The organism is Nocardioides koreensis, assembly GCF_039531775.1.
Lineage (GTDB): Bacteria > Actinomycetota > Actinomycetes > Propionibacteriales > Nocardioidaceae > Nocardioides > Nocardioides koreensis.
The window spans coordinates 271,184-297,972 of sequence record NZ_BAAAQR010000004.1; the positions used below are offsets into that span (position 1 = coordinate 271,184).

Genomic DNA, 26,789 nt, shown 5'->3' on the forward strand with positions numbered 1-26,789 from the left:
GCTCAGCTCAGCGCGAGCCGGTACCAGGTCGGGGAGTTCCGACGCAGCCAGTGCGGCAGCCCGGCCCCGTCCGCCGGGTCGGCCGCCACGACCCGCCAGGCCGGCAGGGCCGTCTCGACGGCGTCGCGGCCGGCACCCGGTGGGTGCAGCACGGTCGGGTGTGGGGCCGTGCAGAGCAGCAGCATGGTCGCGCCGGGGTTCGCCAGGGCGGTGACGCCCTCACCGAGGGCCAGCCGGTCGTCGTCCTGGAGGTTGTTGAAGCAGCCGACGTCGAGGAAGAACGAGAAGTGGGTGCCGACACCGCTGCCCTTGAGGTGGGTGACGTCCCCGATGACGTACCGGCTCTCCGGGCCGCTGCGCCGCTCGGCGATGTCGACCGCGAGGCGGATGTTGTCGATGCCGACCGCGTGCCAGCCGCGCTTCTCCAGCTGGCGGGTGTACTCGCCGGTGCCGCAGCCGAGGTCGAGCGCCCGCCCCAGCGGCCGCTCCCGCTCCTGCTCCTCGCGGTCCAGGAGCCGCTGGAAGGCCTCGTCCTTGCCGGCGCCGGCCTTGTCCCACGGCGTGACGCCGAACCGGTAGGCGAGGTTGAACTTGACGCTCACGGGCTCCTCCTCGTTCCGGCGCAGCCGGGTGGACAGTCCCACGGTCGCGGGGGTGCGGCTGCCGTGCCCACGGCCGATGGTCCCGTCGGCGCGGGGCCGATCGTCGGCACGCGGCCCTCGTCGCCGCAGGGGCGCGGCCCGGCGGCACTGGTAGGGTCGGCCCCGATCGACATCCTTTAACGAGCCGTCCCGTGAGGCGGAGAAGGAGGTCCGGCACTCGATGCCTGCGCCCAACGCTGCACCCGACGAGACGACCGACGACGGTCGCACCGTCCTCGACGCCCGCGACATAGGTCGGGCGCTGACCCGCATCTCCCACGAGATCCTCGAGCGCAACAAGGGCGGCTCGGACCTCGTGCTCCTCGGGATTCCGAGCCGGGGCGTGCCACTGGCCGAGCGGATCGCCGAGCGCATCGCCTCGGTCGAGGGGTACGACGTGCCCGTCGGCTCGCTGGACGTCACGATGTACCGCGACGACCTGCGGATGAAGCCGGCCCGCGCGCTGCTCCCCACCCAGATCCCCAGCGGCGGCATCGACGGCAGGACCGTGGTGCTCGTCGACGACGTGCTCTTCTCGGGCCGCACGATCCGCGCGGCGCTCGACGCCCTCAACGACATCGGCCGCCCCAAGGCGGTGCGGCTGGCGGTGCTCGTCGACCGCGGCCACCGGGAGCTGCCGATCCGCGCCGACTTCGTTGGCAAGAACCTCCCCACCTCGCTCGTCGAGCGGGTGCGGGTGCGCCTGCAGGGTGTCGACGAGGTCGACGCCGTGACGATCCTGGGCTCGACCGAAGGAGAGGGCGCATGAAACGGCACCTGCTGAGCGCGGCCGACCTGAGCCGTGACGACGCCGAGCTCGTCCTCACGACCGCCGAGGAGCTCCGCTCGCTGGCCGACCGGCCGATCAAGAAGCTGCCGGCGCTACGGGGCCGCACCGTGGTGAACCTGTTCTTCGAGGACTCCACCCGGACCCGCATCTCCTTCGAGGCGGCGGCCAAGCGGCTCTCCGCCGACGTCATCAACTTCGCCGCCAAGGGCTCCTCCCTCTCCAAGGGTGAGAGCCTCAAGGACACCGCGCTGACGCTGGAGGCGATGGGGGCGGACGCGGTGGTCGTGCGCCACTCCGCGAGCGGCGCCCCGCACCGGCTGGCCAACTCCGGCTGGGTCCGGTCGAGTGTCGTCAACGCCGGTGACGGCACCCACGAGCACCCGACCCAGGCGCTGCTGGACGCGTTCACGATGTGGCGGCACCTCGGCTCGCTCGACGGGCGGCGCGTGGCCATCGTCGGCGACGTCCTGCACAGCCGGGTGGCCCGGTCCAACGCGCTGCTGCTGCGCACCCTCGGGGCCGAGGTGACCCTGGTCTCGCCGCCCACGCTGCTGCCGGTGGGCATCGAGAGCTGGCCGGTGGAGACGTCGTACGACCTCGACGCGGTGCTGCCGAAGGCCGACGTCGTGATGATGCTGCGCGTCCAGCGCGAGCGGATGCACGGCGGCTTCTTCCCGACCGCGCGCGAGTACTCGCGTCGCTACGGGCTCGACGGTCGCCGGATGGCGACCCTCCAGGACCACACGATCGTCATGCACCCCGGCCCGATGGTCCGCGGCATGGAGATCACCGCCGACGTCGCCGACTCGGACCGGTCGGTGATCGTCGAGCAGGTCACCAACGGCGTCGCCGTGCGGATGGCCGTCCTGTACCTGCTGCTCGGCGGCAGCCAGCCCGCCGTCTCGACCGAAGGGCTCTCGGAGTGACCACCTACCTCGTCAAGAACGTCTCGGTCCTCGGGGCCGAGCCCACCGACCTGCTGCTCGCCGACGGCGTCGTCCAGGAGATGGGTCCCGGCCTCTCCGCGGAGTCGCGGTCGTCGGTCGAGCAGGTCGAGACCATCGACGCCTCCGGGCTGATCGCCCTGCCCGGGCTGGTCGACCTGCACACCCACCTGCGCGAACCCGGTCGCGAGGACGCCGAGACGGTGGAGTCGGGCACCCGGGCCGCCGCGCTCGGCGGGTTCACCGCCGTGCACGCGATGGCGAACACCGAGCCGGTCGCCGACACGGCCGGAGTCGTCGAGCAGGTCTGGCGACTGGGCCGCGAGGCCGGTTACTGCGACGTCTACCCGGTCGGCGCGGTCACCGTCGGGCTGGCGGGGGAGCGGCTCGCGGAGCTCGGCGCGATGGCCGACTCCGCGGCCCGGGTCCGGGTCTTCTCCGACGACGGCAAGTGCGTGAGCGACGCGGTGCTGATGCGGCGGGCGCTGGAGTACGTCAAGGCGTTCGACGGCGTCGTCGCCCAGCATGCCCAGGAGCCGCGCCTCACCGAGGGTGCGCAGATGAACGAGGGCGAGCTCTCCGGCCGCCTCGGCCTGGCCGGCTGGCCGGCGGTGGCCGAGGAGGCGATCATCGCCCGCGACTGCCTGCTCGCCGCGCACGTCGGTTCCCGCCTGCACGTCTGCCACGTGTCCACGGCCGGCTCGGTCGAGATCGTGCGCTGGGCGAAGTCGAAGGGCTGGGACGTCACCGCCGAGGCGTGCCCCCACCACCTCGTGCTCACCGACGAGCTGGCCGCGACCTACGACCCGATCTACAAGGTCAACCCACCGCTGCGCTCGGCGACCGATGCCGAGGCGCTGCGGGCCGGCCTGGCCGACGGCACCATCGACATCGTGGCCACCGACCACGCGCCGCACCCGCACGAGGACAAGGACTGCGAGTGGGCAGCCGCCGCCTTCGGCATGCTCGGCCTCGAGACCGCGCTGTCGATCGTGCAGGAGACGATGGTCGACGCCGGCCGGCTCGACTGGACGGGCGTGGCCGAGCGGATGTCCTACGCCCCCGCCCGGATCGGCCGGGTCGACGACCATGGTCGCCCGATCGAGGTCGGCGCCCCGGCCAACGTGGTGCTCTACGACCCGGCCGCACGACGTACGGTCGAGGCCGCGGAGACGGCGTCGCTGTCGCGCAACACGCCGTACGCCGGGATGGAGCTGCCGGGCCGGGTCGTCGCCACGTTCCTGCGGGGCAAGGCCACCGTGCTGGACGGCAAGCTGACCTGACCTGCGCTCACCCCTGCTTGCGGGCGGTGAACAGGAGGTACTCCCACTCCATGGTCCGATCGGTCCCGATCGCGGCGTCGCCGAGCTGGGCGAGCGCCTCGTCGAGCTCGGCCACCCGGGCCGGGTCGTCGGCGATGCCGCGGTAGGCCGCGATCGTGGGCCCGTAGGTGGCCTTGAAGAAGTCGCGGAACTGCGCGCCGTCGGCGAACCGGTCCACCGTCAGCGTCCTGCGCTCGGCGGTGACGTCCTGGACACGGTCGCCGAGCAGGTCACGCACGTGCTCCTCGCGCCCCCACAGCGGCGGGGGCTGCGCCCCGGCCGGCGGCGGCGCGACGTACGGCTTCATGGTCGCGAACATCTGGCCGATGAAGCCCTCAGGCGTCCAGCTGATCAGGCCGATCGTCCCGCCGGGCCGGCTCACGCGCACGAGCTCGTCGGCGCTGGCCCGGTGGTGGGGCGCGAACATGACACCGACGCAGGACAGCACCTTGTCGAAGGTGTGCTCGGCGAAGGGCAGCCCCTCCGCGTCCGCCTCGCGCCACTCGATGTCGACCCCCTCGGCGGAGGCGTACGCCCGTCCGGCCTCGAACAGCTCGGGGGTGAGGTCGGAGGCGATCACGTGACCACCGGCCCGCGCTGCGGGGACGGCGACGTTGCCGGAGCCGGCGCCGATGTCGAGGACCCGGTCGCCGGGCTGCACGTCGGCCGCCATCACGAGCACCGGGCCGAGCGACGGGATCACCTCGGACGCGACGGCGGGGTAGTCGCCCAGCGCCCACATGGCGCGGTGCTTGGTCTTCAGGGCCCGGTCCGCGTCGAGCTCGGCGGCGGTCGGGTGGCTGGTCTGGCTCATGCTGATCCTCCTCCGGTGGCGGCTCCCTCCGAGCCGCCTGGTTCCGTTCTACGGCGGTCGCAGGCCGGGCGGGATCCGCAGCGGTTGCCCATGTCGGGATCACCGACTGCCCACATCAGCGGGTGTTCCCGCGCGCGCTGCCGCCACTGCGGTGTGAGACTGGCGGTCCGAACCCGACCGAGGAGGTCCTGCATGTCCCGCGTGGTGCACTTCGAGATCCAGGCCGACGACGTGGAGCGCGCCAAGGCGTTCTACGGCGCGGCGTTCGGCTGGTCCTTCGAGGACTACGGCGCGTTCACCGGCACGACGTACTGGGGGATCGTGACCGGTCCCGAGGACCAGCCCGGCATCAACGGCGGCCTGCTGCAGCGCCCGGCTCCCGCGCCCGCCGCGCAGCAGGGCACGAATGCCTTCGTCTGCACCGTCGGCGTGGGTGACTACGACGAGACCGAACGCCGCATCCTCGAGGCGGGTGGCCAGGTTGCGCTGCCGAAGATGGCGCTCACCGGGATGGCCTGGCAGGGGTACTACCTCGATCCCGAGGGGAACACGTTCGGCATCCACCAGCCTGATCCCGAGGCGAGGTAACGCGGCACTCGGCTGCGAGCGTCGCCGTACGGCGGGGGCCGCTCGGGGTTCGGGCCGGTCCCCGGCAGGCGGGTCTGCTCTGGTTGCGGTCTTGGCTGGCTACGGCGGGGGCCTCCTCGGGGGTCCGGCCGCCTGCCGGCTCACGGTTGGCGCCCCGTCGAAGAGTTCGAAAGTTTTTTCTCATAGCGTCTCACCTGATGAGATAGGCACAGGTCAGGGGCCCGGGACTGTCGGTGGGCTCTGGTTGAGTCAGGACATGGAGCAGCCCACCGATCTCCTCACCACCCCGGCCGGGGTGGTCGCGGACGTGAACGGTCGGCTGGCCTGCCTGGACGAGGCGCTGTGGGCGGCGAAGACGTCGGAGGAGCTGGTCGAGGCGGTCGCCGAGGCCGAGACGCTCCGGGCGCACCTGGCCGGCCTGGAGGCCTCGATGCTGGCCGAGATCGAGGCCCGGAAGGTCCCGAAGCAGGAGCTGGCCTGGTCCTCGACCGCCGGCTGGTTCACCCACCTGGCCGGGATGAAACGGGGGCAGGGGCACCGCGCCGTCGAGCAGGCCCCGCTCCTGGTGACGGAGCGGACCGCCACCCATGCCGGGCTGCTGGCCGGGCGGGTCTCCCCGGAGCAGGCCGCGATCATCGTGGCCGCGGTCGAGAAGCTCCCCCTCAACCCGTCGGTCCGGGCGGAGGGCGAACAGCTGCTGCTGGAGGCGGCGTCCCGGCTGACCGCCACCGAGCTGCACCATGCCGCCAAGCGCCTGGTGCTGGTGGTCGACCCCGAGAAGGCCGAACGTGACGCCGAGAAGGCCCTGGACCGTGAGGACCGGGCCGCGCACTTGCACCGGCACCTGTCCATCACCGAGGACGGCGCCGGCGGGATCCGGCTCCGGGGCCGCGGCACCGTGGAGGACGCCGCGATCCTCAAGGCCGCGTTTCTGCCGTTGACCAAGCCCGAACCCGCCGTCGACCCCGAGACCTGCGAGGAGAACGTCGACCCCCGCGACCACGGCGCCCGGCTCTGGGACGCGCTCGTGGCGACCGCCCAGCACGCCCTGGACACCGACCTGCCCCCGGACTGCCACGGCGCAAGACCCCGGGTCACCGTCACCACGTCGCTGGAGGTGCTGCGCCAGAAGATCGACTGGGCCACCCTCGGCACCCCCGCCGTCACGGATGACGGGCTCGAGCTGGCGCCCTCGGTGATCCGGCGGCTGGCCTGCGACGCCGACATCATCCCCGTCGCCCTCGGCAGCAAGGGCGAGGTCCTCGACGTCGGCCGCACCAGCCGGCTGGTCACCCCAGCGATCTGGCGGGCCGTGGTCTGCCGGGACCGGCACTGCGCCTTCCCCGGCTGCACCCGGCCCCCGATCATGTGCCACGCCCACCACATCACCCACTGGGTCGACGGCGGCCACACCAAGCTCGACAACCTGGTCCTGCTCTGCGGCCAGCACCACCGGGTCATCCACCACACCCCCTGGCAGGTCCGCCTCAACCCCGACGACGGCCGACCCGAGTTCCTCCCACCACCCAAACACGGGCACCCACCACCCGAGTGGATCAGAAGCAGACGCCGCTGCGAGTGACACCCAGGTGCCCGTGTGCCAACGTGGATGAGGGGTGCCGTCGAGGAGATGAGGCGCGCCATGGCCGGCAACGCACGGGAGCACCAGGGCTGGATCCTGCACGAGTCGGGACCTTCGGACGCCGCCCACACGGTCCTTCTGCTGCCCGGCGGGATGTGCACGGCGGTGTTCTACGACGACCTCGTCGCCGAGCGTGCGCTTGGTGAAGTGTCGCTGCGGCTGGTCGTCACGGCGGTCCCCGGCCACGGAGGTACGCCGGAGCCGGCCGACCTCAGCCTGGAGCACTATGGCCGGATGGCCGTCGAGCTGGTGCGCGACCTGGGCTGCGACGTCGTGGTCGGCCACAGCCTGGGCGCCAACGTCGCCATCGAGATGGCGCGCACGGGCGGCTTCGCCGGTCCGCTGGTCCTGTTGTCGCCGAGCTTCTCCCGGGAGGACGAGTCCCGGTTCCTACGGGTCATGGACCAGATGGCCACCGTGTCGGGCCAGCTGCCGTTCCGGTTCATGCTCGCCATGATCGGTCCCGCCCTGAAGAACGTGAAGGTGTCCGCGGAGCGGCGGAACGTGCTGGTGGGGGAGCTGAAGAAGAACGACGCGGGCTTCGTGCGGCAGGCCATCCGCAGCTACTTCGAGTACCTCCAGCGTCACGGCACGCTCGCGCCGGCCCTCTGCCGGTCCGGCGCGCCCGCCTGGGTGGTGTTCGGCGAGCGCGACGACGTCGGGCTCCGCGACGACGAGCGCGCAGTGCTCGAGAGCTGCCCCACTGTCAGCCTGCGCGTGGTCCGGGACGCCGGGCACCTGACTCTCAACGAGCAGCCGGCCGTGGTCGCCGGGATCGTCTCGGAGGCCGTGGGGCGCCTCCCCGGCTGAGCGCGCGCGATTCCGCGACGGGTGACGCATGGCATCCTCGCCCCGTGCAGCCGGACCTGACGACCCCGTGGACCGAGCTCCTGCGTCGATCCGGCCTGGAGCCGCACTCGGTGCTGGGTTCCGGCATGGAGGGGACCGTCGTCGCACTGCGCGGCGACCGCGTCGCCAAGATCTGGCAGCGGCGCACCCTGCAGGAGCTCGAGGCGCTCCAGCGCTTCTACGAGGCGGTGACGGCAGCGGCGCCCGGCATCCGCACCCCGAGGATCCTGCAGGTCCTCACCCTCGACGGGCAGCACGCGACGGTCGAGCTACGGCTGCGAGGCCGGCCGCTGTGGACCGCCGACGGGAGCTCGCCGACGCTGACCGACCGGGACGTCTCCTGCGTGGCGGACGTCCTGGCCGCCCTTGCGTCCGTCGACCCGGACCCGGACCTGGGCATCCTGCCGGTGCTCGAGGGGGAGCGGGCGTTCGAGGCCGCCACGGTCCCGTTCGCCCGGTCACTGGCCGAGCTGGTCAGGCGACGCGTGGAGCGGTTCCGCGCACCGCTGCTGGCCCGGCTGCCGGAGCTCGACGCCCTCACCGCGGCGGTCGTGGATCGGCTCGAAGGACTGGAGCCGGGAAAGGTGAGCCTGGTTCACGGCGACCTGATCCCGGCCAACATCCTGGTGGACGACACCACGGCACCAGAGGCCGTGCTCGACTTCGGTTTCCTCACGACGCTCGGGGACCCGGCCTTCGACGCTGCTGTCACCGCCAGCATCTACGACATGTACGGCCCCCGCGCTGCGGAGACCGAGGCCGTCCTCGACGAGGCGCTCACGGACCGGTTCGGCCACAGGCCCGAGCGCCTGGCGGCCTACCGCGCGGCGTACGCCCTCACGACGAGCAACTGCTTCAGCGCGTCTGGCAGCGACGGGCACTTCGAGTGGTGCGCGCGGATGCTCGAGCGGCCGGCGGTCCGCGTCGCGCTCGCCCTCTGACGGGCTGGACGGAGCGGACCTGCGGGGAGGCCGACGTACGCTCGAGGACGAGGTACTACTCGTCCCCGGAGGTCGTCATGGACGTCCTGCTGCTCGTCCTCGTGGCACTGCTCGTGCTCGTCGCCGTGGGCCTGCTGGCCAGCGTCCGCGTCGTCAAGCAGATCGAGCGCGGCGTCGTGTTCCGGCTGGGCCGGGCCCAGCGGGAGGTGCGGCGACCGGGTCCGACCCTGCTGATCCCGTTCGCGGACCGGATGCGGCGGGTCAACATGCAGGTCGTGACCATGCCGGTCCCGGCGCAGGACGGCATCACCCGCGACAACGTGACCGTGCGGGTGGATGCGGTCGTCTACTTCCGGGTGACTGACCCGATGCGGGCGGTCGTCGAGGTGCAGGACTACCAGTACGCCATCTCCCAGGTGGCGCAGACCTCGCTGCGGTCGATCATCGGCAAGAGCGAGCTCGACGACCTGCTGTCGAACCGCGAGCGCCTCAACCAGGGCCTCGAGGTGATGCTCGACAGTCCGGCCGCCCCCTGGGGCATCGAGATCGACCGCGTGGAGATCAAGGACGTCGCGCTGCCCGAGGCGATGAAGCGGTCGATGTCGCGTCAGGCGGAGGCAGAGCGGGAGCGCCGGTCCCGGGTCATCACCGCCGACGGTGAGTTCCAGGCGTCCCAGAAGCTCTCGCAGGCGGCGGCAGCGATGACCGCGACCCCGGGTGCCCTGCAGCTGCGGCTGATGCAGACGATGGTCGAGGTGGCGGCCGAGAGGAACTCGACCCTGGTGCTGCCGTTCCCGGTGGAGCTGCTGCGCTACTTCGAGGCCGCCGCCCACGCCGCAGACCCCGCGGTGCCGCGGGCCGGCATCCCGGATCGGGAACCAGCTGCGGACGGGGCCGTCCCGGACCCGGAGCCGGCAGCAGACGGAGCCATCCTCGACCCTGCGCCCGACCTGGGGCGCGTCCAGCTCGACTAGCATGCCCCGGCAGCTCAGCCCGTCGCCCAGCCCAGCTCGGCGGCTCGCCCCACGGCCTCGCTGCGGGTGTGGGAGCCGAGCTTCTGCAGGATCGCGGCGACGTGGTGGTCGACCGTGCGGACCGAGAGCACCAGCCGGTCGGCGATCTCGGCGTTGGAGAGGCCTTGGGCGACCAGGCCGAGCACGTCGACCTGGCGCGGGGTCAGGCCGCCGACGTTCCCGCGGGTGGCGGCCGACGGGCCGCGGGGGACGCGGACGCCGCGCTCGCGCAGGTCGTCCCTGACCCGGTTCGCCAGTGCGACCGCGCCGAGTGCGTCGAGGCGCGCCAGCCCGTCCAGCGCGACGTCGACCTCGGGCGCGTGGGTGAGGGCCGTCGCCTCCTCGTAGGGATAGCCCGCACGCTCCCAGCCCGACGCCGCCGCCCGCCAGTCGCCCCGGGCCAGGGCGGCGTACGGGTGGTCGAGGTCGGACAGGTCGACCCGCTCGCCGGCCAGCACCAGCCAGTGGCCCAGCTCGGTCCGCCACGAGCGCGACCCGAGCCGGGTGGCCTCGTCGTACGACGGCCGGCCGACCTCGCGGACCGTCGCCAGGTCGCCACGCAGCCACGCCGCCTCGCAGGCGAGCGCCGCGGCCGGGGCGGTGCGCTGGAGCTCGTCGAGCGCCTGGCCCAGCGACCAGCACTCGTCGACCAGGTCCTGCGCGGGGTTGCCCGTGCGCAGGGTGGTGCGGCCCAGCACGAAGAGCGCGGTGCAGCGGATGGGGTTCGTCGCGTCCAGCCCGACCCGGGCGTCGGCGACGGCGTCCTCCCAGCGGGTGTCCGCCAGCGCGACCAGGCCCCGCTCGACGTGGAGGTACTTCCAGAACACGACGTGCTCGGCCTGCTCGGCGTGCCGGATGCCCGCCTCGACGTGCCGTGCCGCCTCCCGGGGTCGCAGGTCGAGCAGCAGCTGCCAGGCCAGGTTGCAGTAGGCCCGGCTGGCGTGCTCGCTGAGTCCCTGCGCGACCGCGACCTCGAGCGCCTGCTCCACGATCGCCTGCCCCGACGCGTCACCACCCGACCACAGCGCGGTGCCGAGGTTGTTCAACGCGTGCGTCAGGACCGCCGGCTCGTCGACCTCCCGGGCCAGGTCGATGGCCCGCCGGGCCGCCTCGGTGGCCTCGTCGCACCGGTCCGCCAGCATCGCCAGTTGAGAGGTGTTGCTGTAGGCGAGGGCCAGCTCGCGGCGGTGGCCTGTCGACGTGAGCACCTCGACCGCCTCGGCGCCGGCGGCCTCGGCGCCCGGCCGGTCGCCGCACCACCAGCAGATCCGGGACAGCCAGCGCAGCGAGGCCCCCAGCGCCACCGGGTCGCCCAGCGTCCGGCGCAGCTCCACCGCCTCGGCTTGGTCGGTCATCGCGCTGCGGCCCTGGTCGCCGACGGTGTAGCACTCGAAGGCCGAGGCCTCCAGCAGCTCGACCAGCTCGGTGTCCGGGAAGTGCTCGCGATGGCCCAGCACCAGCCGCAGGTGCGCGGCCGCCTCGCGGTGCGCGCCCCCCGAGGCAGCGGCGCGCGCGGCCGCCGGGCCGTGGCGCACCACCGCGGCCACGTCGCCGGCCCCCGCCGCGTGGTGGACCAGCTGGGCGGGGTCGGCGGCGGTCCCCTCGAAGGCCGCGAGCGCTGCCGCGTTCAACGCCGTACGACGGGCGGCCGGCAGCGCGTCGACGACCGCGCGTCGGGTGATCTCGTGCCGGAAGTACACCCGGCGCGGCTCGACGACCAGCAGCCCGTGGTCCTCGGCGGCCGCGAGGGCGGTCAGCCCACCCGGCACGAGCGCGTCCACCAGGGCCCGGTCGACGGTCGACGTCACGACGCTGAGCCGCTCGACGGCGTCCCGGGTGGACGGGTCCAGCCGGTGCAGCCGGGCCAGGACCAGGTCCACCACGCTGGCCGGCACGCCGCCGTCCGGTGACTCGAGCACCTCGCGGACCAGGAACGGGTTGCCGGCGGTCAGCGAGAGGACCACGTCCGGGTCGGCGCTCGTGCCGACACACAGGTCCCGGACGGCGGCCGCCGAGAGCGCCCGCAGTGGCAGGCGGGTCGCCGGTGCGCCGGCGGCGCCGGCCAGCAGCCGCCGCAGCGGGTGCCCGCCGTCCACCTCGTCGTCGCGGTAGGTCAGCAGCAGCACCGCGGGCAGGTCGGCGACCCGCCGGACCAGGTAGCGCAGGAGGTCCAGGGTGGCCTCGTCGGCCCAGTGCACGTCCTCGACCACCAGCACGGTGGCGTGCCCGGACCAGTCGAGCTCGTCGAGCAGCGCGGTGAAGAGCGCGTCCCGGCCCCCGGTGTGGCGCAGCGCCCTGGCCAGGTCGGGCCCGACGCTGCCGGCGAGGTCCCGGATCGGGCCCAGGACGCGCGGGGTGGCCAGGTCGTCGCACTGGCCGACGAGGAGCCGCGCGTCGGGCGGGAGCTCGTGGCGCAGCTCGCGCACCAGGCTGGACTTGCCGATGCCGGCCTCGCCGGAGACCAGGACCACCGAGCCGGATCCTCCCGCGGCGAGCCGGGCGGCGTCGGTCAACGTCGCCAGCTCGGTCTCCCGCTCGAGCACCCGGCCCTCGGACACGCCTCGATGGTACGGCCGCCCGCGCTGGTAGGGTCGGGGTCGCTCGGCATCCTTTAACGATCCGTCCCGTGAGGCGGAGAAGGAGGTACGGCGTGCCACTGCATGCCCCCGCTCACCCGGTTCCCCCGACCGGATCGTCCCGATCGTCCGCGATCCTGGTCCTCGAGGACGGCCGGACCTTCCGCGGCGAGGCCTACGGCGCCCGGGGTGAGACCTTCGGCGAGGCCGTCTTCAACACCGGCATGACCGGCTACCAGGAGACGCTGACCGACCCGTCGTACCACCGTCAGGTCGTCGTCATGACGGCTCCGCACATCGGCAACACCGGGATCAACGACGAGGACCCCGAGTCCCGCCGGATCTGGGTGTCCGGCTACGTCGTGCGTGACCCCGCGCGGGTCCCGTCGAGCTGGCGCTCCCGCCGGTCGCTCGACGACGAGCTGCGCGAGCAGGGGGTCGTCGGCATCTCCGGCATCGACACCCGGGCGCTGACCCGGCACCTGCGTGAGGCCGGCGCGATGCGGGTCGGGATCTCCTCGGCCGAGGCCGACCCGGCCGCGCTCCTGCAGCGGGTCCGCGAGTCGGCGCAGATGGCCGGTGCCGAGCTGGCGGGTGAGGTGTCGACGTCCGAGGCGTACGTCGTCCCGGCCGTCGGCGAGCGCCGCTTCACGGTGGCGGCCCTCGACCTCGGCATCAAGGGGATGACCCCGGCGATGATGGCCGAGCGGGGGATCGAGGTGCACGTGCTGCCGGCCACCTCGAGCCTCGAGGACGTGCTGGCCGTGGAGCCGGACGGGTTGTTCTTCTCCAACGGGCCCGGCGACCCGGCGGCCACGACCCACCAGATCGCGCTGCTCCAGGGGGCGCTCGAGCGCGGGCTGCCCTACTTCGGGATCTGCTTCGGCAACCAGCTCTTCGGGCGCGCGCTCGGCCTCGGCACCTACAAGCTGAAGTACGGCCACCGCGGCATCAACCAGCCCGTCATGGACCGCACCACCGGCAAGGTCGAGGTGACCGCGCACAACCACGGGTTCGCGGTCCGGTGGCCCGACGGGGTCCCGCTCGGCGACCCGGTCCCGACGCCGTACGGCGTGGCCACGGTGAGCCACGTCTGCCTCAACGACGACGTGGTGGAGGGCCTCGAGCTCCGCGACGACCGGGGCCGGCTGAAGAGCTTCTCGGTCCAGTACCACCCGGAGGCCGCCGCCGGCCCGCACGACGCGGCGTACCTCTTCGACCGGTTCGCCGACCTGATGACGAAGGAGGCCTGAGGTGCCGAAGCGTGACGACATCCGGTCCGTGATGGTGATCGGCTCCGGGCCCATCATCATCGGCCAGGCCTGCGAGTTCGACTACTCCGGCACCCAGGCCTGCCGGGTGCTCAAGGCCGAGGGGGTCCGGGTCATCCTGGTGAACTCCAACCCGGCCACGATCATGACCGACCCGGAGTTCGCCGACGCGACGTACGTCGAGCCGATCACGCCGGAGTACGTCGAGAAGGTGATCGCCAAGGAGCGCCCCGACGCGCTGCTGCCGACCCTCGGTGGCCAGACCGCGCTCAACGCGGCGATCGCCCTCCACGAGAACGGCGTGCTGGACAAGTACGGCGTGGAGATGATCGGCGCCAGCTTCGAGGCGATCCACCGCGGCGAGAACCGTGAGCTCTTCAACGCGATCGTCGAGAAGGTGGGCGGCGAGGTGGCCCGCAGCTTCGTCTGCCACTCGCTGGACGACTGCGAGAAGGCCGTCGGCGAGCTCGGCTACCCGGTCGTGGTGCGGCCGTCGTTCACCATGGGCGGCACCGGCTCGGGCATCGCCTACGACGAGTCCGACCTGGCCCGGATCGCCGGCGCCGGCCTGGCCGCCAGCCCGACCACCGAGGTCCTCATCGAGGAGTCGATCATCGGCTGGAAGGAGTACGAGCTGGAGGTGATGCGCGACAAGGCGGACAACGTCGTCATCATCTGCTCGATCGAGAACCTCGACCCGATGGGCGTGCACACCGGTGACTCGATCACGGTCGCGCCGGCGATGACGCTCACCGACCGCGAGTACCAGCACCTGCGCGACCTGGCGATCGGGATCATCCGCGAGGTCGGCGTCGACACCGGCGGCTGCAACATCCAGTACGCCGTGAACCCCGCCGACGGGCGGGTGATCGTCATCGAGATGAACCCCCGCGTGTCCCGCTCGTCCGCGCTCGCCTCGAAGGCCACCGGCTTCCCGATCGCCAAGATCGCCGCCAAGGTGGCGATCGGCTACACGCTCGACGAGATCCCGAACGACATCACCACCCGGGAGGACGGGCAGAGCACGCCCGCGGCCTTCGAGCCCACGCTCGACTACGTGGTCGTGAAGGTGCCGCGCTTCGCGTTCGAGAAGTTCCCCGGCGCCGACCCGACGCTGACCACGCACATGAAGTCGGTCGGCGAGGCGATGGCGATCGGCCGCAACTTCACCGAGGCGCTGCAGAAGGCGCTGCGCTCGCTCGAGAGCAAGGACGCCGTCTTCGACTGGACCCACGAGTGGGTCGACCTGGACAAGGCCGCCCTGCTGGAGGAGATCCGCACACCGCACGACGGCCGGCTGAAGAAGGTGATGGACGCGCTGCGCGCCGGCGCGACACCGGAGGAGATCTTCGACGCCACCGCGATCGACCCGTGGTTCGTCGACCAGCTGCTGCTGATCAACGAGATCGCCGGCGAGATCGCGGTCTCGCCGGAGCTCACCACGGAGGTGCTGCGCACGGCCAAGCGGCACGGGTTCTCCGACGCGCAGATCGGCAAGATCCGCGACATGCGCGCGGACGTCGTGCGCGGGGTCCGGCACGCGCTCGGCATCCGGCCCGTCTACAAGACCGTGGACACCTGTGCCGCCGAGTTCGCCGCGGCCACGCCGTACCACTACTCGTCGTACGACGAGGAGTCCGAGGTGCAGCCGCGCGAGCGCGAGGCCGTGATCATCCTCGGCTCCGGGCCCAACCGGATCGGCCAGGGCATCGAGTTCGACTACTCGTGCGTGCACGCCAGCCTGGCGCTGGCCGAGGCGGGCTACGAGACGATCATGGTGAACTGCAACCCGGAGACCGTCTCGACCGACTACGACACCTCCGACCGGCTCTACTTCGAGCCGCTGACGCTGGAGGACGTGCTCGAGATCGTCCACGCGGAGCGGCAGGCCGGCCCGATCGCCGGCGTCATCTGCCAGCTGGGCGGCCAGACGCCGCTGGGCCTGGCGAAGGGGCTCCAGGAGGCCGGGGTGCCGATCGTCGGCACCTCGCCCGACGCGATCCACCTCGCCGAGGAGCGTGGCGCCTTCGGCCGGGTGCTGGCCGAGGCCGGGCTCCCGGCGCCCAAGCACGGGATGGCGACCAGCTTCGCCGACGCGCAGCGGATCGCCGCCGAGATCGGCTACCCGGTGCTGGTGCGGCCGTCGTACGTGCTGGGTGGCCGCGGCATGGAGATCGTCTACGACGACTCCGCCCTCGAGGGCTACATCGAGCGCGCCACCGAGATCAGCCCGGAGCACCCGGTGCTGGTCGACCGGTTCATCGACGACGCGGTGGAGATCGACGTCGACGCGCTCTTCGACGGCGAGGAGCTCTTCCTCGGCGGCGTGATGGAGCACATCGAGGAGGCCGGCATCCACTCCGGGGACTCCTCCTGCGCGCTGCCGCCGATCACGCTCGGCGCCGCCGAGATCCAGCGGATCCGCGAGGCCACCGAGGCGATCGCGCGTGGGGTCGGGGTGCGCGGGCTGCTGAACATCCAGTACGCCCTGGGCTCCGACGTGCTCTACGTGCTCGAGGCGAACCCCCGCGCCAGCCGCACCGTGCCGTTCGTGTCCAAGGCGACCGCGACGCCGCTGGCCAAGGCCGCGGCCCGGGTGATGCTGGGGGAGTCCGTCGCGTCGCTGCGCAAGGCCGGAATGCTGCCGGCCGAGGGCGACGGCGGCACCCTGCCGGGGGACCAGCCGATCGCGGTCAAGGAGGCCGTGATGCCGTTCAACCGGTTCCGGACCCCCGACGGCGCCCAGGTCGACACCGTGCTCGGCCCGGAGATGAAGTCGACCGGTGAGGTCATGGGTCTCGACGCCGACTTCGGCAGGGCCTTCGCCAAGGCGCAGACCGCGGCGTTCGGCTCGCTGCCCCTGGCCACGAAGGAGGGGGGCGCCCGGGTGTTCGTGAGCATGGCCAACCGGGACAAGCGGCACATGATCTTCCCGATCAAGGTGCTCTCCGACCACGGCTTCGAGATCCTCGCGACCCAGGGCACCGCCGAGGTGCTGCGCCGGAACGGGGTCCGTGCCCGGGTCGTGCGCAAGCACTTCGAGGGCACCGGCCCCGACGGCGAGAAGACGACCGTGCAGCTGATCCTCGACGGGGAGATCGACCTGGTCATCAACACCCCGCACGGCTCCACCGGCGGCGGCTCGGCGCGCGTGGACGGCTACGAGATCCGCACGGCCGCGATCATGGCCAACATCCCGTGCATCACGACGGTGCAGGGGCTCGGGGCCGCCGTGCAGGGCATCGAGGCGCTCTCCCGGGGCGAGATCGGGGTGCGCAGCCTGCAGGACTGGGCGCTGCGCGGGAACCGCCGGTGAAGCCCTACCGCCTGCTGTTCGACCACGTCCTCACCCGCACCGACCCCGAGCGCGCCCACCACACCGCGTTCCGGGCGATCCGGGCCGCCGAACCGCTGACCCGGCGTCGACCCGTCGCTTCCTCGCCGGTCACGGCGATGGGGCTGGCCTTCCCCAACGTCCTGGGCCTGGCCGCGGGCTTCGACAAGAACGCGGTCGGCATCGACGCGCTCGCTGCGCTCGGGTTCGGTCACGTCGAGATCGGCACGGTCACCGGCGAGGCCCAGCCCGGCAACCCGAGGCCGCGGCTGTTCCGGCTGCCCGAGGACCGGGCCGTCGTCAACCGGATGGGCTTCAACAACGACGGCGCCGAGGTGGTCGCCCGCCGGCTCGCCGAGCGGGTCCGTGGTCTCGACAGGCTCGACCAGCGAACGCGGCCAGTGCTCGGGGTCAACATCGGCAAGACGAAGGTGGTGCCCGAGGACGACGAGGCGGCGGTGCTGGCCGACTACGAGAAGAGCGCGCGGCTGCTCTCGCCGTACGCCGACTACCTGGTGGTGAACGTCAGCTCGCCCAACACGCCGGGCCTGCGCAACCTGCAGGCGGTGGAGCGGCTCCGACCCCTCCTCGAGCACGTACGCCGTACGGCCGACGCGGTCACCGAGCAACGGGTCCCGCTGCTGGTCAAGATCGCCCCCGACCTCAGCGACGACGACGTGCTGGCCGTCGCCGACCTGGCCGGCGCGATCGGGCTCGACGGCATCATCGCCACCAACACCACCATCTCCCGCGAGGGCCTGCGCACCCCCGGCGCGAAGGTCGAGGAGATCGGCGCCGGCGGACTGAGCGGACAGCCGCTCACCGAGCGCGCCCTCGAGGTGATGCGGCTGCTCCGCGGCCGCGTCGGCGACGACCTCACCCTCATCGGCGTCGGCGGCATCACCACGGTCGAGGACGCCCGGGCCCGGCTGGCGGCCGGTGCCACCCTGCTGCAGGGCTACACCGCGTTCATCTACGAGGGCCCGCTCTGGCCGCGACGGATCGTCGCCGGGGTGTCCGGGTGACCCAGACCCCGCGGCGCGGTCCCGTCCACGTCACCGGCGAGCTGCTGGCGACGAAGAAGGTCGGTGCCTACCACCACCTGACACTGGTGGCGCCGGGCGTCGCGGACGGCTTCCGGCCGGGCAACTTCGTGGCCATCTCGGTGGGCGAGTCCCGGCTGGCCCGGCGGTCCTTCTGGATCCACCGGGTCAAGCCGGTCGGCGGGTACGGCGCCGCGCTCGAGCTGGTCGTCGAGGCCACCGGACCCGGCGCCACCTGGCTGACGCGGCTCGCGCCGGGAGCGAGGCTCGAGGTCACGGGGCCGCTCGGCCGTCCCTTCGCCCTGCCCAAGGAACCGGTCAGCTGCCTCCTCGTCGGGGACGGGTACGCCGCCGCGCCGCTGTTCCCGCTCGCCGAGCGGCTGCGGGAGCGCGACTGCCCCGTGACCCTGCTCGTCGCCGGCTCCGACGAGGCCCACCTGCTGTCCGCGCTCGAGGCCCGCCGGTCCGCCCGCGCGGTCACCGTCGTGACCGCGGACGGGTCGGTCGGCCGGAAGGGCACGGTCGCCGACGCCGTCGACGAGGTGCTCGCCCGCGCGGGCGCCGAGGTGGTCTACGCGGCCGGCCCGGTGCCGACGCTGCACGCGGTCGCGGCCGCCGCGGAGGCCCACGGCGCCTGGAGCCAGACCGCCCTCGAACGCCCGCTGACCTGCGCCACCGGCCTGTGCCAGGGCTGCGTGGTCCCGGTCGTGGGCGAGGACGGGGTGTCCCGGACCGTCCGCGCCTGCCACGACGGCCCGGTGCTGCGCGGCGACCGGGTGCGCTGGGCCGACCTCGGGGCTGACCTGGGGCAGGTGCGATGACCGAGCTCGCCGGCCTCACCCTCGCCGCTCCGGTGCTCGTGGCCTCCGGCTGCGGCGGCACCGGCCGCGAGCTCGCGGCGTACGGCCCGCTCGCCGACCTGGGCGGATTCGTCACCCGGTCGATCACGCTCAACCCCCGCCCGGGCGGGCCGCTCCCGCGGATCGCGGAGACCCCGTCCGGGCTGGTGCACGCGGTGGGCCTGCAGAACCCCGGCCTCGAGCCGTTCCTCGCCACCGAGCTGCCGTGGCTGGCGCAGCAGGGCACCCGGGTCGTCGTCTCGATCGCCGGGAGCTCGCTGGGGGAGTACGCCGAGCTGGCACGGCGGCTGGGCCGTTCGCCGGGAGTCTCGGCGATCGAGGTCAACCTCTCCTCGCCGGACGCGCCGACCACCGGCGTGTTCGACGTGCGGGAGCCCTTCCACGCCGCCAGCGTCGTGGCCGCCGTCCACCGCGACCTGCCCCGCGGCGTCCCGGTGCTGGCCAAGCTCCGCACCGACGTGGTCCGCGTCGTCGAGAGCGCCCGCACCGTCCTGGACGCCGGTGCGGACGCGGTCGTGGTCGGGAACGCGCTGCCCGCGGCGATGCCGGACGGGCGGCAGGCCGGTCTCAGCGGACCCGCGATCCTGCCCGTCGCGCTGCGCTGCGTGGCCGAGGTCTGCGCCGAGCTGCCCGGCGCCCAGGTCGTCGGGGCCGGCGGGATCACCTCGGCCGACGACGCGCGCAGCTTCCTCGCCGCCGGCGCGGTCGCCGTACAGCTCGGCACCGCGCTGCTGCACGACCCCACCGCGGCCGCGCGGATCGTCGCCGACCTGCACGACGTCGTCCCCGAGCCCACGATCGACTGAGAGGCACCCAGATGACCTTCGGGACCCGACTCCACGCCGCGATCGCGGACCGTGGCCCGCTGTGCGCCGGGATCGACCCCCACGCCGCGCTGCTGCGCGACTGGGGGCTGGCCGACGACGTGGCCGGCCTTGAGCGGTTCGCGCTGACCGCGGTCGAGGGGCTGGCGCCGCACGTCTCGGTCGTCAAGCCGCAGTCCGCGTTCTACGAGCGGTTCGGGAGCCGCGGCATCGCGGTGCTGGAGCGGGTGGTGGCCGAGTCGCGGGCCGCCGGCGCCCTGGTGCTGCTCGACGTCAAGCGCGGGGACATCGGCTCGACCTCGCAGGCCTACGCCGACGCCTACCTCGACGCGTCCTCGCCACTCGCGGTGGACGCGATCACCGCCAGCCCGTACCTGGGCTTCGGCTCGCTCGACCCGATGATCGAGACCGCCCGGCGCCACGACGCGGGCGTGTTCGTGCTCGCCCTGACCTCCAACAAGGAGGGCCCCGAGGTGCAGCACGCCCGCGTCGACGACGGGACCGTCGCCGGCCGGATGCTCGACCACCTCCGGGCCCTCAACGAGGGGGCCGCGCCACTGGGCTCCTTCGGTGCCGTCGTCGGCGCCACCATCGGGGACACCGGCGAGGACCTGGACATCAACGGACCGCTGCTCGCCCCCGGGTATGGCGCCCAGGGCGGCACCGTCGCGGACCTGAAGCGGATCTTCGGAGCGGCCTCGGGCGCGGTGCTGCCCAGCTCCAGCCGCGAGCTGCTCCGTGCCGGCCCGGACCCCCGCGCCCTCGGGGAGGCCGCCCGCCGGGTCAACGACGAGCTCGCGGGGCTCGCGAGGTGACCAGGCGGACGAGGGCCGGCGCGGCCGTGCTGGTGCTCGCGCTGCTGCCGCTGGCGGCCGGGTGCGGCGACGGCCAGGACAGCTACTGCGCGGCGGTCAAGGACCACCAGGAGGAGCTGACCACCATCACCGGCGACGGCGACGAGGACTCGCTGATCCGGGCCCTCGACATCTTCAAGGACCTCCGGGACAAGTCGCCCAGCGACGTCAGCGACGAGTGGCAGCAGCTGGTGAGCAGGATCGAGACCCTCGACGGGGCCCTCGCCGACGCCGGCGTCGACCCCGCGACGTACGACCGCGACCATCCGCCCGAGGACCTCGGCCGGGAGGACCGGGCCCGCATCGACGCCGCCGCCCGAGAGCTCGGCAGCGGCCCCACGCTGGCGGCGTTCGAGGGGCTGCAGCAGGAGGTCCTCGACGTCTGCCACACGCCGCTCACTCTCTGAGACGCGGCGGGCCGCGGGGCGCCACGCCAGTTAATTGCTGTGGCCGCAGGGTTCTGACTAGATTGAGCCAGCACCGATCCCTGCCCGGGCCAGTCCCGACGGCCCCCACCGCGACCGAAGGACCTGACGCACGTGGCTCTGCCCCCGCTCACCCCCGAACAGCGCCAGGCGGCCCTCGACAAGGCCGCCGCCTCCCGCCGGGAACGGGCCGAGGTGAAGAACCGCCTCAAGAACTCCGGCGCCTCCATCGTCGACGTCCTGCGCGAGGGCCAGGACAACGAGGTGATCGGCAAGATGCGGGTCGTCGAGCTGCTCCAGTCGATGCCCGGGCTGGGCAAGGTGCGCGCCCGGCAGGTCATGGATCGGCTCGGCATCGCCGAGAGCCGCCGGGTCCGCGGCCTCGGCACCAAGCAGGTGGCCGCGCTCGAGCGCGAGTTCGCCGCGCGTGACTGAACCGGAGCGCCGCTCCCGGCTCGTCGTGCTCGCGGGTCCCACCGCCGTCGGCAAGGGCACCGTCGCGGCGGCGGTGCGCGAGTCGCACCCCGAGGTGTGGATCAGCGTCTCCGCCACCACCCGCAAGCCGCGGCCCGGGGAGATCAACGGCGTCCACTACTGGTTCGTCTCCGACGAGGAGTTCGACCGGATGATCGCCGAGGAGGACCTGCTCGAGTGGGCGGTCGTGCACAAGGCGGCCCGCTACGGCACCCCACGGCAGCCGGTGGACCTGGCGCTGGCCTCCGGCCGCCCGGCGATGCTCGAGATCGACCTCCAGGGCGCCCGGCAGGTGCGCGAGACGATGCCGGACGCGCTGTTCGTCTTCCTGGCCCCGCCGTCCTGGGAGGAGCTGGTACGCCGCCTCGTCGGGCGCGGGACCGAGACCGAGGAGGAGCGCGAGCGCCGTCTGGAGACCGCCCGCGAGGAGCTGGCCGCCGAGCCCGAGTTCGACGTGACCATCGTCAACCACGAAGTTCACGCTGCAGCCGAGCAGTTGGTAACCTTGATGACGGTGGGAGAGGAGCGTCCTCCGCTCGCTCCCGACCAGTTCTGACTTTGCCCCCTATCTGACCCAGCGAGGCTGCACGCGTGTCTGCTCCCAACATCGCCGCCGAGGGCGTCACCAACCCCTCGATCGACGACCTGCTCACCAAGACGGACAGCAAGTACAAGCTGGTCCTCTACAGCGCGAAGCGCGCCCGCCAGATCAACGCCTACTACTCCCAGCTCGGCGAGGGCCTGCTGGAGTACGTCGGGCCGCTCGTCGACACGCACGTCCAGGAGAAGCCGCTCTCGATCGCCCTGCGCGAGATCAACGAGGACCTGCTGACCTGCGAGGACGTCGACCCCGCCGAGCTCGCCGCCGAGGAGGCCGCCGCCAAGGCCGCTGCCCTCGAGTCGTCGTTCCCCGCCGCCGAGTGACCCAGCTCTGACAGGCTGGGCCGCATGACCAGCATCGACGACGTGGCCGTCTCCCGTGCCGGGGGACGGCCTCGTGTCGTCCTCGGTGTCTCCGGCGGGATCGCCGCCTACAAGGCCTGCGAGCTGCTGCGCCGGTTCACCGAGTCCGGCCACGACGTCACCGTCGTGCCCACCGCGGCGGCGCTCGAGTTCGTCGGCGCGCCGACCTGGGCCGCCCTCTCCGGCAAGCCGGTCTCGACCGAGGTGTGGAGCGACGTCCACGAGGTGCCGCACGTACGCATCGGGCAGAGCGCCGACCTGGTCGTGGTGGCCCCGGCGACCGCCGACCTGATGGCCAAGGCGGCGCACGGGCTGGCCGACGACCTGCTCACCAACACCCTGCTGACCGCGCGCTGCCCGGTCGTCCTCGCCCCGGCGATGCACACCGAGATGTGGGAGCACGCCGCGACCCGGCACAACGTCGCCACCCTGCGGGCTCGCGGCTGCGTGGTGATCGAGCCCGCCGAGGGCCGGCTGACCGGCAAGGACACCGGCAAGGGCCGGCTCCCCGAGCCGGCCGAGATCTTCGAGCTCTGCACCGGCGTGCTCGCCCGCGGCACCGCCGCCCCGGACCTCGCCGGTCGCCGGGTCGTCGTCTCCGCCGGTGGCACCCGCGAGTACCTCGACCCGGTGCGCTTCCTCGGCAACCGCTCCTCGGGGCTGCAGGGCTACGCCCTCGCCCGGGCCGCGGCCGCCCGCGGAGCCGAGGTCACCCTGGTCAGCGCCAACGTCACGCTCCCGGACCCGGCCGGGGTGAAGGTGGTCCGGGTCGAGACCACCGCGCAGCTCCGCCAGGAGGTCGTGGCCGCGGCCGTCGCGGCAGACGCCGTGGTGATGGCGGCCGCGCCGGCCGACTTCCGGCCCACCGAGGTCAGTGACGCCAAGATCAAGAAGGCGGCCGACGGGTCGGCGCCCGCGATCGAGCTGGCGCAGAACCCCGACATCCTCCACGAGATCAGCACCGACCGGGCGCGACCCGGCGCGGTGATCGTCGGCTTCGCGGCGGAGACCGGGGACGCGACCGGATCGGTCCTCGAGCTCGGCCGCGCGAAGCTCGCGCGCAAGGGCTGCGACCTGCTGGTCGTCAACGACGTCAGCGGGGGAGCGGTCTTCGGCAGTCCCGACAACGAGGCGGTGATCCTGGGCGCCGACGGTGCCGCGGTCGACGTACCGTACGGGTCGAAGACGGCCCTCGCGCACCGTATCTGGGACGAAGTGGCCGGTCGGCTGCCAGACTGAGACAACCGTTCCGCATTTCGGGACGGTCGATATCGTTGAGGATCATCGCCATCGAACGGGAGTGGGTAGCACAGTGGCTGGACGTCTCTTCACGTCGGAGTCGGTGACCGAGGGTCACCCGGACAAGATCGCCGACCAGATCAGCGACTCCGTCCTGGACGCCATGCTGGAGCAGGACCCGCACAGCCGGGTGGCGGTCGAGACGCTGCTCACCACCGGGCTGGTCGTGGTGGCCGGCGAGGTGGACACCACCGGCTACGTCGACATCAAGAAGGTGGTCCGCGAGCGGATCCTCGAGATCGGCTACGACTCCTCGCTGAAGGGCTTCGACGGCCACTCCTGCGGCGTCATGGTGGCGATCGGCGGCCAGTCCGGCGACATCGCCCAGGGCGTCGACACCGGCCACGAGAGCCGCACCGGCTCGGTGGATGCGATGGACAAGCAGGGTGCCGGCGACCAGGGCCTGATGTTCGGCTACGCCTGCGACGACACCGAGGTCCTCATGCCGCTGCCGATCGTGATCGCGCAGCGCCTCTCCGAGCGCCTCTCGGACGTGCGCAAGGACAAGACGCTCGAGTACCTCCGCCCCGACGGCAAGACCCAGGTCACCATCGAGTACGACGCCGACAACCGCCCGGTTCGCGTCGACACCGTCGTCCTCTCCACCCAGCACGCCGAGGAGATCGAGCTCGGCACCCTCGAGGACGACGTGAAGAAGCACGTCATCGACCCGGTGCTCGAGACCTTCGAGATCCCCTCCGAGGGCTACCGGCTGCTGGTCAACCCGACCGGACGCTTCGTCGTGGGCGGGCCGATGGGCGACGCCGGCCTGACCGGTCGCAAGATCATCGTCGACACCTACGGCGGGATGGCGCGCCACGGCGGCGGCGCCTTCTCGGGCAAGGACCCGTCGAAGGTCGACCGCTCCGCGGCGTACGCCATGCGCTGGGTCGCCAAGAACGTCGTCGCCGCCGGCCTGGCCGCGCGGTGCGAGGCCCAGGTCGCCTACGCGATCGGCAAGGCCCAGCCGGTGGGTGTCTTCATCGAGACCTACGGCACCGGCACGGTCCCCGACGAGCAGATCCAGCGCGCCGTCCTCGACGTCTTCGACCTGCGCCCGGCCGCGATCATCCGCGACCTGGACCTGAAGCGCCCGATCTACGCGCGGACCGCCGCCTACGGCCACTTCGGTCGCGAGCTGCCCGACTTCACGTGGGAGCGCACCGACCGCGCCGACGACCTCCGGGCCGCCACCGGCCGCTGAGCTCGAGGCGGCCACCGGGCTGACCGACCCGTCGGCGCCCGCTGGTAGAACTGCGCCCATGACCGAGCCCGACGAGCAGCCCGAGCTGCTGCCCGGGATGGTCAGGGCCACCGTCAAGCAGTCCCAGGCCAAGGCTCGGGCGACCCGGGCCCGCAAGGCCGCCGCACAGGCGATCACCGAGGTCGACCCGGTGGCCCGCGTGCTCGTCGACGTGCCGCTGGCCCACCTCGACCGGCCGTTCGACTACGCCGTCCCGGAGGCGATGGCCGGGGCCGCGCGCCCCGGCGTCCGGGTCAAGGTGCGCTTCGCCGGCCAGGACGTCGACGGGTACGTCGTGGCGCGCGCCGCCACCTCCGACCACTCCGGTCGGCTGATGCCGCTGCGGCGCGTGGTCAGCCCCGAGCCGGTGCTCAGCCCCGAGGTGGCCGGCCTCACCGCGGACCTCGCCGAGCGGTACGCCGGCACCCGCTCCGACGTGCTGCGCCTGGCCGTCCCGGCCCGGCACGCCACCACCGAGAAGGAGCCGTCGCCGCCGGCCCCGCCGCCGCGGCCGTGGGACCGCGACGCCGCCGCGGCCGCCTGGGCCGGGCACGAGCCGGCCGCCGCGTTCCAGCACCACCTCGCCGAGGGCGGCTCCCCGCGGGCGGTGTGGTCGGCCGCGCCGGCCACCGACTGGCCGACCGCGCTCGCGCACGCCGCCGCCGCGACCTACGCCGGCGGCCGCGGCACGCTGATCTGCGTGCCCGACGGCAAGGACGCCGCCCGCGTCGACGAGGCGCTGACCGCGGTGCTGGGGGAGGGGCACCACGTGCTGCTCACCGCGGACGCCGGCCCGGCCCGCCGCTACCGTGACTTCCTCGCCGTCAGCCGGGGTGCCCGGCGCATCGTCGTCGGGACCCGCGCGGCGAGCTTCGCGCCGGTGCGCGACCTCGGGCTCGTCGCCGTGTGGGACGACGGCGACGACCTGCACGCCGAGCCACGCGCGCCGTACCCCCACACCCGGGAGACCCTGCTGCTGCGCGCCGAGCGCGAGGGCGCGGCGGCGCTGCTCGGTGGGTTCGCCCGCACCGTCGAGGCGGAGTACCTCCTCCGCACCGGCTGGGCCCGCGAGCTCGCCCCGCCGCGCGCGGTCGTCCGCGAGCGCGTCACCGTGAGCGTCGCCGGCGCCGCCGACCGCGACCTCGACCGCGACCCGCTCGCGCGCGGTGCCCGCATCCCGCGCCAGGTCCACGACGCGATCAGGACCGGGCTCCAGCGGGGGCCGGTCCTGGTGCAGACACCCCGGACCGGGTACGTCGCCTCGCTGGCGTGCGAGCGTTGCCGCACCCCCGCGCGGTGTGCCTCCTGCGCCGGGCCGCTGGCGCTCACCGGAGCGACGTCGCCGCCGGCCTGCCGCTGGTGCGGGACCGAGGCGGAGCGCTGGTCCTGCCCGGAGTGCGGGCACCGCGGCCTGCGTGCCCCGGTCCTGGGCGACGCCCGCACCGCCGAGGAGCTGGGCCGCTCGTTCCCGGCTGTCCGGGTCCGCACGTCCAGCGGTGACCGCGTGCTCGCCGGCGTCGACGACAGCCCGGCCGTCGTCGTGGCCACCCCGGGTGCCGAGCCGGTCGCGGCGGGCGGGTACGCCACCGTCGTCCTGCTCGACACCTGGCTGCTGCTCGGCCGCACCGACCTGCGCACCGAGGAGGAGGCGCTGCGGCGGTGGAGCAACGCGGCCGGGCTGGTGCGCTCCGGGGGCACGGTCGTGGTCGTCGGTGACCCGGCCCATCCCGCGCTGCAGGCGCTCGTCCGCTGGGACCCGGCCGGGTTCGCGTCCCGCGAGATGCAGGAGCGCCAGGAGGCCCACCTGCCGCCGGCCAGCCGGATCGCCACCGTGACCGGCGAGCCGGGCGCCGTCGACGACGCGCTGACCCTGCTCACCGCGCCACCGGCCGCCGAGGTGCTCGGGCCGGTGGACGTGGACGAGGAGGAGAGCCGGGTCGTCATCCGGGTCCCGCGGGCCCAGGGGAGCGCGTTGTCGCACGCCCTCGGCGACCTGCAGCGGATGCGGTCGAGCCGCAAGCTCGCGGCCGTGCGCATCCAGGTGGACCCGCCGACCCTGTAGGAGCCCCTCTCCTAGAC

At 73.3% G+C, this 26,789-nt stretch carries 24 protein-coding genes; 21 read left to right on the plus strand and 3 right to left on the minus strand.

Features of this window, described 5'->3' with window-relative positions:
* Positions 1 to 2: 2 nt before the first annotated feature.
* Positions 3 to 602 carry a class I SAM-dependent methyltransferase gene (locus tag ABD268_RS09370; RefSeq protein ID WP_344150475.1) on the minus strand — a complete coding sequence of 200 codons (600 nt, stop codon included), beginning with the start codon at positions 600 to 602 and terminating at the stop codon, positions 3 to 5.
* Positions 603 to 822: 220 nt separating this feature from the next.
* Between ABD268_RS09370 and pyrR the strand changes: the two genes are divergently transcribed.
* The 3 genes from pyrR to ABD268_RS09385 are packed head-to-tail and all read left to right on the plus strand — an operon-like array spanning position 823 to position 3,658.
* A complete protein-coding gene (gene pyrR, locus ABD268_RS09375; RefSeq protein WP_344150478.1) occupies positions 823 to 1,410 on the plus strand; it encodes a bifunctional pyr operon transcriptional regulator/uracil phosphoribosyltransferase PyrR in 588 nt (195 codons plus the stop codon).
* Positions 1,407 to 2,357, plus strand: coding sequence for an aspartate carbamoyltransferase catalytic subunit (locus tag ABD268_RS09380; protein ID WP_344150481.1), 951 nt, complete (start codon positions 1,407 to 1,409; stop codon positions 2,355 to 2,357). The genes pyrR and ABD268_RS09380 overlap by 4 nt, the downstream gene beginning before the upstream one ends.
* Positions 2,354 to 3,658: a dihydroorotase gene (locus ABD268_RS09385; RefSeq protein WP_344150484.1), complete on the plus strand. Its 1,305-nt coding sequence runs from the start codon at positions 2,354 to 2,356 to the stop codon at positions 3,656 to 3,658. Before ABD268_RS09380 ends, ABD268_RS09385 begins: the two co-directional genes overlap by 4 nt.
* Before the next feature lie 7 nt (positions 3,659 to 3,665).
* Here the strand turns inward: ABD268_RS09385 and ABD268_RS09390 are convergent, their stop codons facing one another.
* A complete protein-coding gene (locus tag ABD268_RS09390; protein WP_344150487.1) occupies positions 3,666 to 4,511 on the minus strand; it encodes a class I SAM-dependent methyltransferase in 846 nt (281 codons plus the stop codon).
* Positions 4,512 to 4,703: 192 nt separating this feature from the next.
* On the opposite strand from ABD268_RS09390, the gene ABD268_RS09395 reads away from it, so the two are divergent.
* The 5 genes from ABD268_RS09395 to ABD268_RS09415 all read left to right on the plus strand — a co-directional run bounded on the left by ABD268_RS09395 (position 4,704) and on the right by ABD268_RS09415 (position 9,505).
* Positions 4,704 to 5,099, plus strand: coding sequence for a VOC family protein (locus tag ABD268_RS09395; RefSeq protein ID WP_344150490.1), 396 nt, complete (start codon positions 4,704 to 4,706; stop codon positions 5,097 to 5,099).
* Between the two features lie 256 nt (positions 5,100 to 5,355).
* A complete protein-coding gene (locus tag ABD268_RS09400; RefSeq protein ID WP_344150493.1) occupies positions 5,356 to 6,681 on the plus strand; it encodes an HNH endonuclease signature motif containing protein in 1,326 nt (441 codons plus the stop codon).
* 60 nt (positions 6,682 to 6,741) lie between these two features.
* Positions 6,742 to 7,551 (plus strand): alpha/beta fold hydrolase, encoded by an 810-nt coding sequence (locus ABD268_RS09405; protein ID WP_344150496.1) that lies wholly within the window; start codon positions 6,742 to 6,744, stop codon positions 7,549 to 7,551.
* A 44-nt stretch (positions 7,552 to 7,595) separates the two neighbouring features.
* Positions 7,596 to 8,531 (plus strand): phosphotransferase family protein, encoded by a 936-nt coding sequence (locus ABD268_RS09410; RefSeq protein WP_344150499.1) that lies wholly within the window; start codon positions 7,596 to 7,598, stop codon positions 8,529 to 8,531.
* A gap of 77 nt (positions 8,532 to 8,608) precedes the next feature.
* Positions 8,609 to 9,505: a slipin family protein gene (locus tag ABD268_RS09415; RefSeq protein WP_344150502.1), complete on the plus strand. Its 897-nt coding sequence runs from the start codon at positions 8,609 to 8,611 to the stop codon at positions 9,503 to 9,505.
* Positions 9,506 to 9,519: 14 nt separating this feature from the next.
* Here the strand turns inward: ABD268_RS09415 and ABD268_RS09420 are convergent, their stop codons facing one another.
* On the minus strand, positions 9,520 to 12,102 hold the full coding sequence (locus ABD268_RS09420) for an ATP-binding protein (protein ID WP_344150505.1): 2,583 nt from the start codon (positions 12,100 to 12,102) through the stop codon (positions 9,520 to 9,522).
* A gap of 92 nt (positions 12,103 to 12,194) precedes the next feature.
* Between ABD268_RS09420 and carA the strand changes: the two genes are divergently transcribed.
* The 13 genes from carA (at position 12,195) to ABD268_RS09485 (ending at position 26,772) form a co-directional block, all read left to right on the plus strand.
* The gene (gene carA, locus ABD268_RS09425; protein ID WP_344150508.1) at positions 12,195 to 13,373 is read left to right on the plus strand and encodes a glutamine-hydrolyzing carbamoyl-phosphate synthase small subunit; all 1,179 of its coding nucleotides are present in this window, start codon (positions 12,195 to 12,197) and stop codon (positions 13,371 to 13,373) included.
* A gap of 1 nt (position 13,374) precedes the next feature.
* A complete protein-coding gene (gene carB / locus ABD268_RS09430) occupies positions 13,375 to 16,707 on the plus strand; it encodes a carbamoyl-phosphate synthase large subunit (RefSeq protein ID WP_344150511.1) in 3,333 nt (1,110 codons plus the stop codon).
* Complete coding sequence (locus ABD268_RS09435) at positions 16,704 to 17,750, plus strand: quinone-dependent dihydroorotate dehydrogenase (RefSeq protein WP_344150514.1); 1,047 nt, start codon at positions 16,704 to 16,706, stop codon at positions 17,748 to 17,750. The genes carB and ABD268_RS09435 overlap by 4 nt, the downstream gene beginning before the upstream one ends.
* Positions 17,747 to 18,589 (plus strand): iron-sulfur cluster-binding protein, encoded by an 843-nt coding sequence (locus tag ABD268_RS09440; protein ID WP_344150517.1) that lies wholly within the window; start codon positions 17,747 to 17,749, stop codon positions 18,587 to 18,589. The genes ABD268_RS09435 and ABD268_RS09440 overlap by 4 nt, the downstream gene beginning before the upstream one ends.
* Positions 18,586 to 19,434 carry a tRNA-dihydrouridine synthase gene (locus tag ABD268_RS09445; RefSeq protein WP_344150520.1) on the plus strand — a complete coding sequence of 283 codons (849 nt, stop codon included), beginning with the start codon at positions 18,586 to 18,588 and terminating at the stop codon, positions 19,432 to 19,434. The genes ABD268_RS09440 and ABD268_RS09445 overlap by 4 nt, the downstream gene beginning before the upstream one ends.
* A gap of 11 nt (positions 19,435 to 19,445) precedes the next feature.
* Positions 19,446 to 20,267 (plus strand): orotidine-5'-phosphate decarboxylase, encoded by an 822-nt coding sequence (gene pyrF, locus ABD268_RS09450; RefSeq protein ID WP_344150523.1) that lies wholly within the window; start codon positions 19,446 to 19,448, stop codon positions 20,265 to 20,267.
* Positions 20,264 to 20,713 carry a hypothetical protein gene (locus tag ABD268_RS09455; RefSeq protein WP_344150526.1) on the plus strand — a complete coding sequence of 150 codons (450 nt, stop codon included), beginning with the start codon at positions 20,264 to 20,266 and terminating at the stop codon, positions 20,711 to 20,713. Before pyrF ends, ABD268_RS09455 begins: the two co-directional genes overlap by 4 nt.
* Positions 20,714 to 20,845: 132 nt before the next feature.
* A complete protein-coding gene (gene mihF / locus ABD268_RS09460) occupies positions 20,846 to 21,166 on the plus strand; it encodes an integration host factor, actinobacterial type (protein ID WP_344150529.1) in 321 nt (106 codons plus the stop codon).
* The gene (gene gmk, locus ABD268_RS09465; RefSeq protein WP_344150532.1) at positions 21,159 to 21,761 is read left to right on the plus strand and encodes a guanylate kinase; all 603 of its coding nucleotides are present in this window, start codon (positions 21,159 to 21,161) and stop codon (positions 21,759 to 21,761) included. Before mihF ends, gmk begins: the two co-directional genes overlap by 8 nt.
* Before the next feature lie 35 nt (positions 21,762 to 21,796).
* Positions 21,797 to 22,129 carry a DNA-directed RNA polymerase subunit omega gene (gene rpoZ / locus ABD268_RS09470; protein ID WP_344150535.1) on the plus strand — a complete coding sequence of 111 codons (333 nt, stop codon included), beginning with the start codon at positions 21,797 to 21,799 and terminating at the stop codon, positions 22,127 to 22,129.
* 24 nt (positions 22,130 to 22,153) lie between these two features.
* Positions 22,154 to 23,407 (plus strand): bifunctional phosphopantothenoylcysteine decarboxylase/phosphopantothenate--cysteine ligase CoaBC, encoded by a 1,254-nt coding sequence (gene coaBC / locus ABD268_RS09475; RefSeq protein ID WP_344150538.1) that lies wholly within the window; start codon positions 22,154 to 22,156, stop codon positions 23,405 to 23,407.
* Positions 23,408 to 23,480: 73 nt separating this feature from the next.
* On the plus strand, positions 23,481 to 24,671 hold the full coding sequence (gene metK / locus ABD268_RS09480; protein WP_344150540.1) for a methionine adenosyltransferase: 1,191 nt from the start codon (positions 23,481 to 23,483) through the stop codon (positions 24,669 to 24,671).
* Between the two features lie 58 nt (positions 24,672 to 24,729).
* Positions 24,730 to 26,772, plus strand: coding sequence for a primosomal protein N' (locus tag ABD268_RS09485; RefSeq protein WP_344150543.1), 2,043 nt, complete (start codon positions 24,730 to 24,732; stop codon positions 26,770 to 26,772).
* The last annotated feature ends 17 nt before the right edge of the window (positions 26,773 to 26,789 follow it).

What these genes read in the sequence shown, in the direction of transcription:
- pyrR (WP_344150478.1), top strand. Translation starts at nt 823, where the DNA reads ATGCCTGCGCCCAACGCTGCACCCGACGAGACGACCGACGACGGTCGC.
- ABD268_RS09380 (WP_344150481.1), top strand. Translation starts at nt 1,407, where the DNA reads ATGAAACGGCACCTGCTGAGCGCGGCCGACCTGAGCCGTGACGACGCC.
- ABD268_RS09390 (WP_344150487.1), bottom strand. Translation starts at nt 4,511, where the DNA reads ATGAGCCAGACCAGCCACCCGACCGCCGCCGAGCTCGACGCGGACCGG.
- ABD268_RS09395 (WP_344150490.1), top strand. Translation starts at nt 4,704, where the DNA reads ATGTCCCGCGTGGTGCACTTCGAGATCCAGGCCGACGACGTGGAGCGC.
- ABD268_RS09400 (WP_344150493.1), top strand. Translation starts at nt 5,356, where the DNA reads ATGGAGCAGCCCACCGATCTCCTCACCACCCCGGCCGGGGTGGTCGCG.
- ABD268_RS09405 (WP_344150496.1), top strand. Translation starts at nt 6,742, where the DNA reads ATGGCCGGCAACGCACGGGAGCACCAGGGCTGGATCCTGCACGAGTCG.
- ABD268_RS09415 (WP_344150502.1), top strand. Translation starts at nt 8,609, where the DNA reads ATGGACGTCCTGCTGCTCGTCCTCGTGGCACTGCTCGTGCTCGTCGCC.
- ABD268_RS09445 (WP_344150520.1), top strand. Translation starts at nt 18,586, where the DNA reads ATGACCGAGCTCGCCGGCCTCACCCTCGCCGCTCCGGTGCTCGTGGCC.
- pyrF (WP_344150523.1), top strand. Translation starts at nt 19,446, where the DNA reads ATGACCTTCGGGACCCGACTCCACGCCGCGATCGCGGACCGTGGCCCG.
- coaBC (WP_344150538.1), top strand. Translation starts at nt 22,154, where the DNA reads ATGACCAGCATCGACGACGTGGCCGTCTCCCGTGCCGGGGGACGGCCT.
- ABD268_RS09485 (WP_344150543.1), top strand. Translation starts at nt 24,730, where the DNA reads ATGACCGAGCCCGACGAGCAGCCCGAGCTGCTGCCCGGGATGGTCAGG.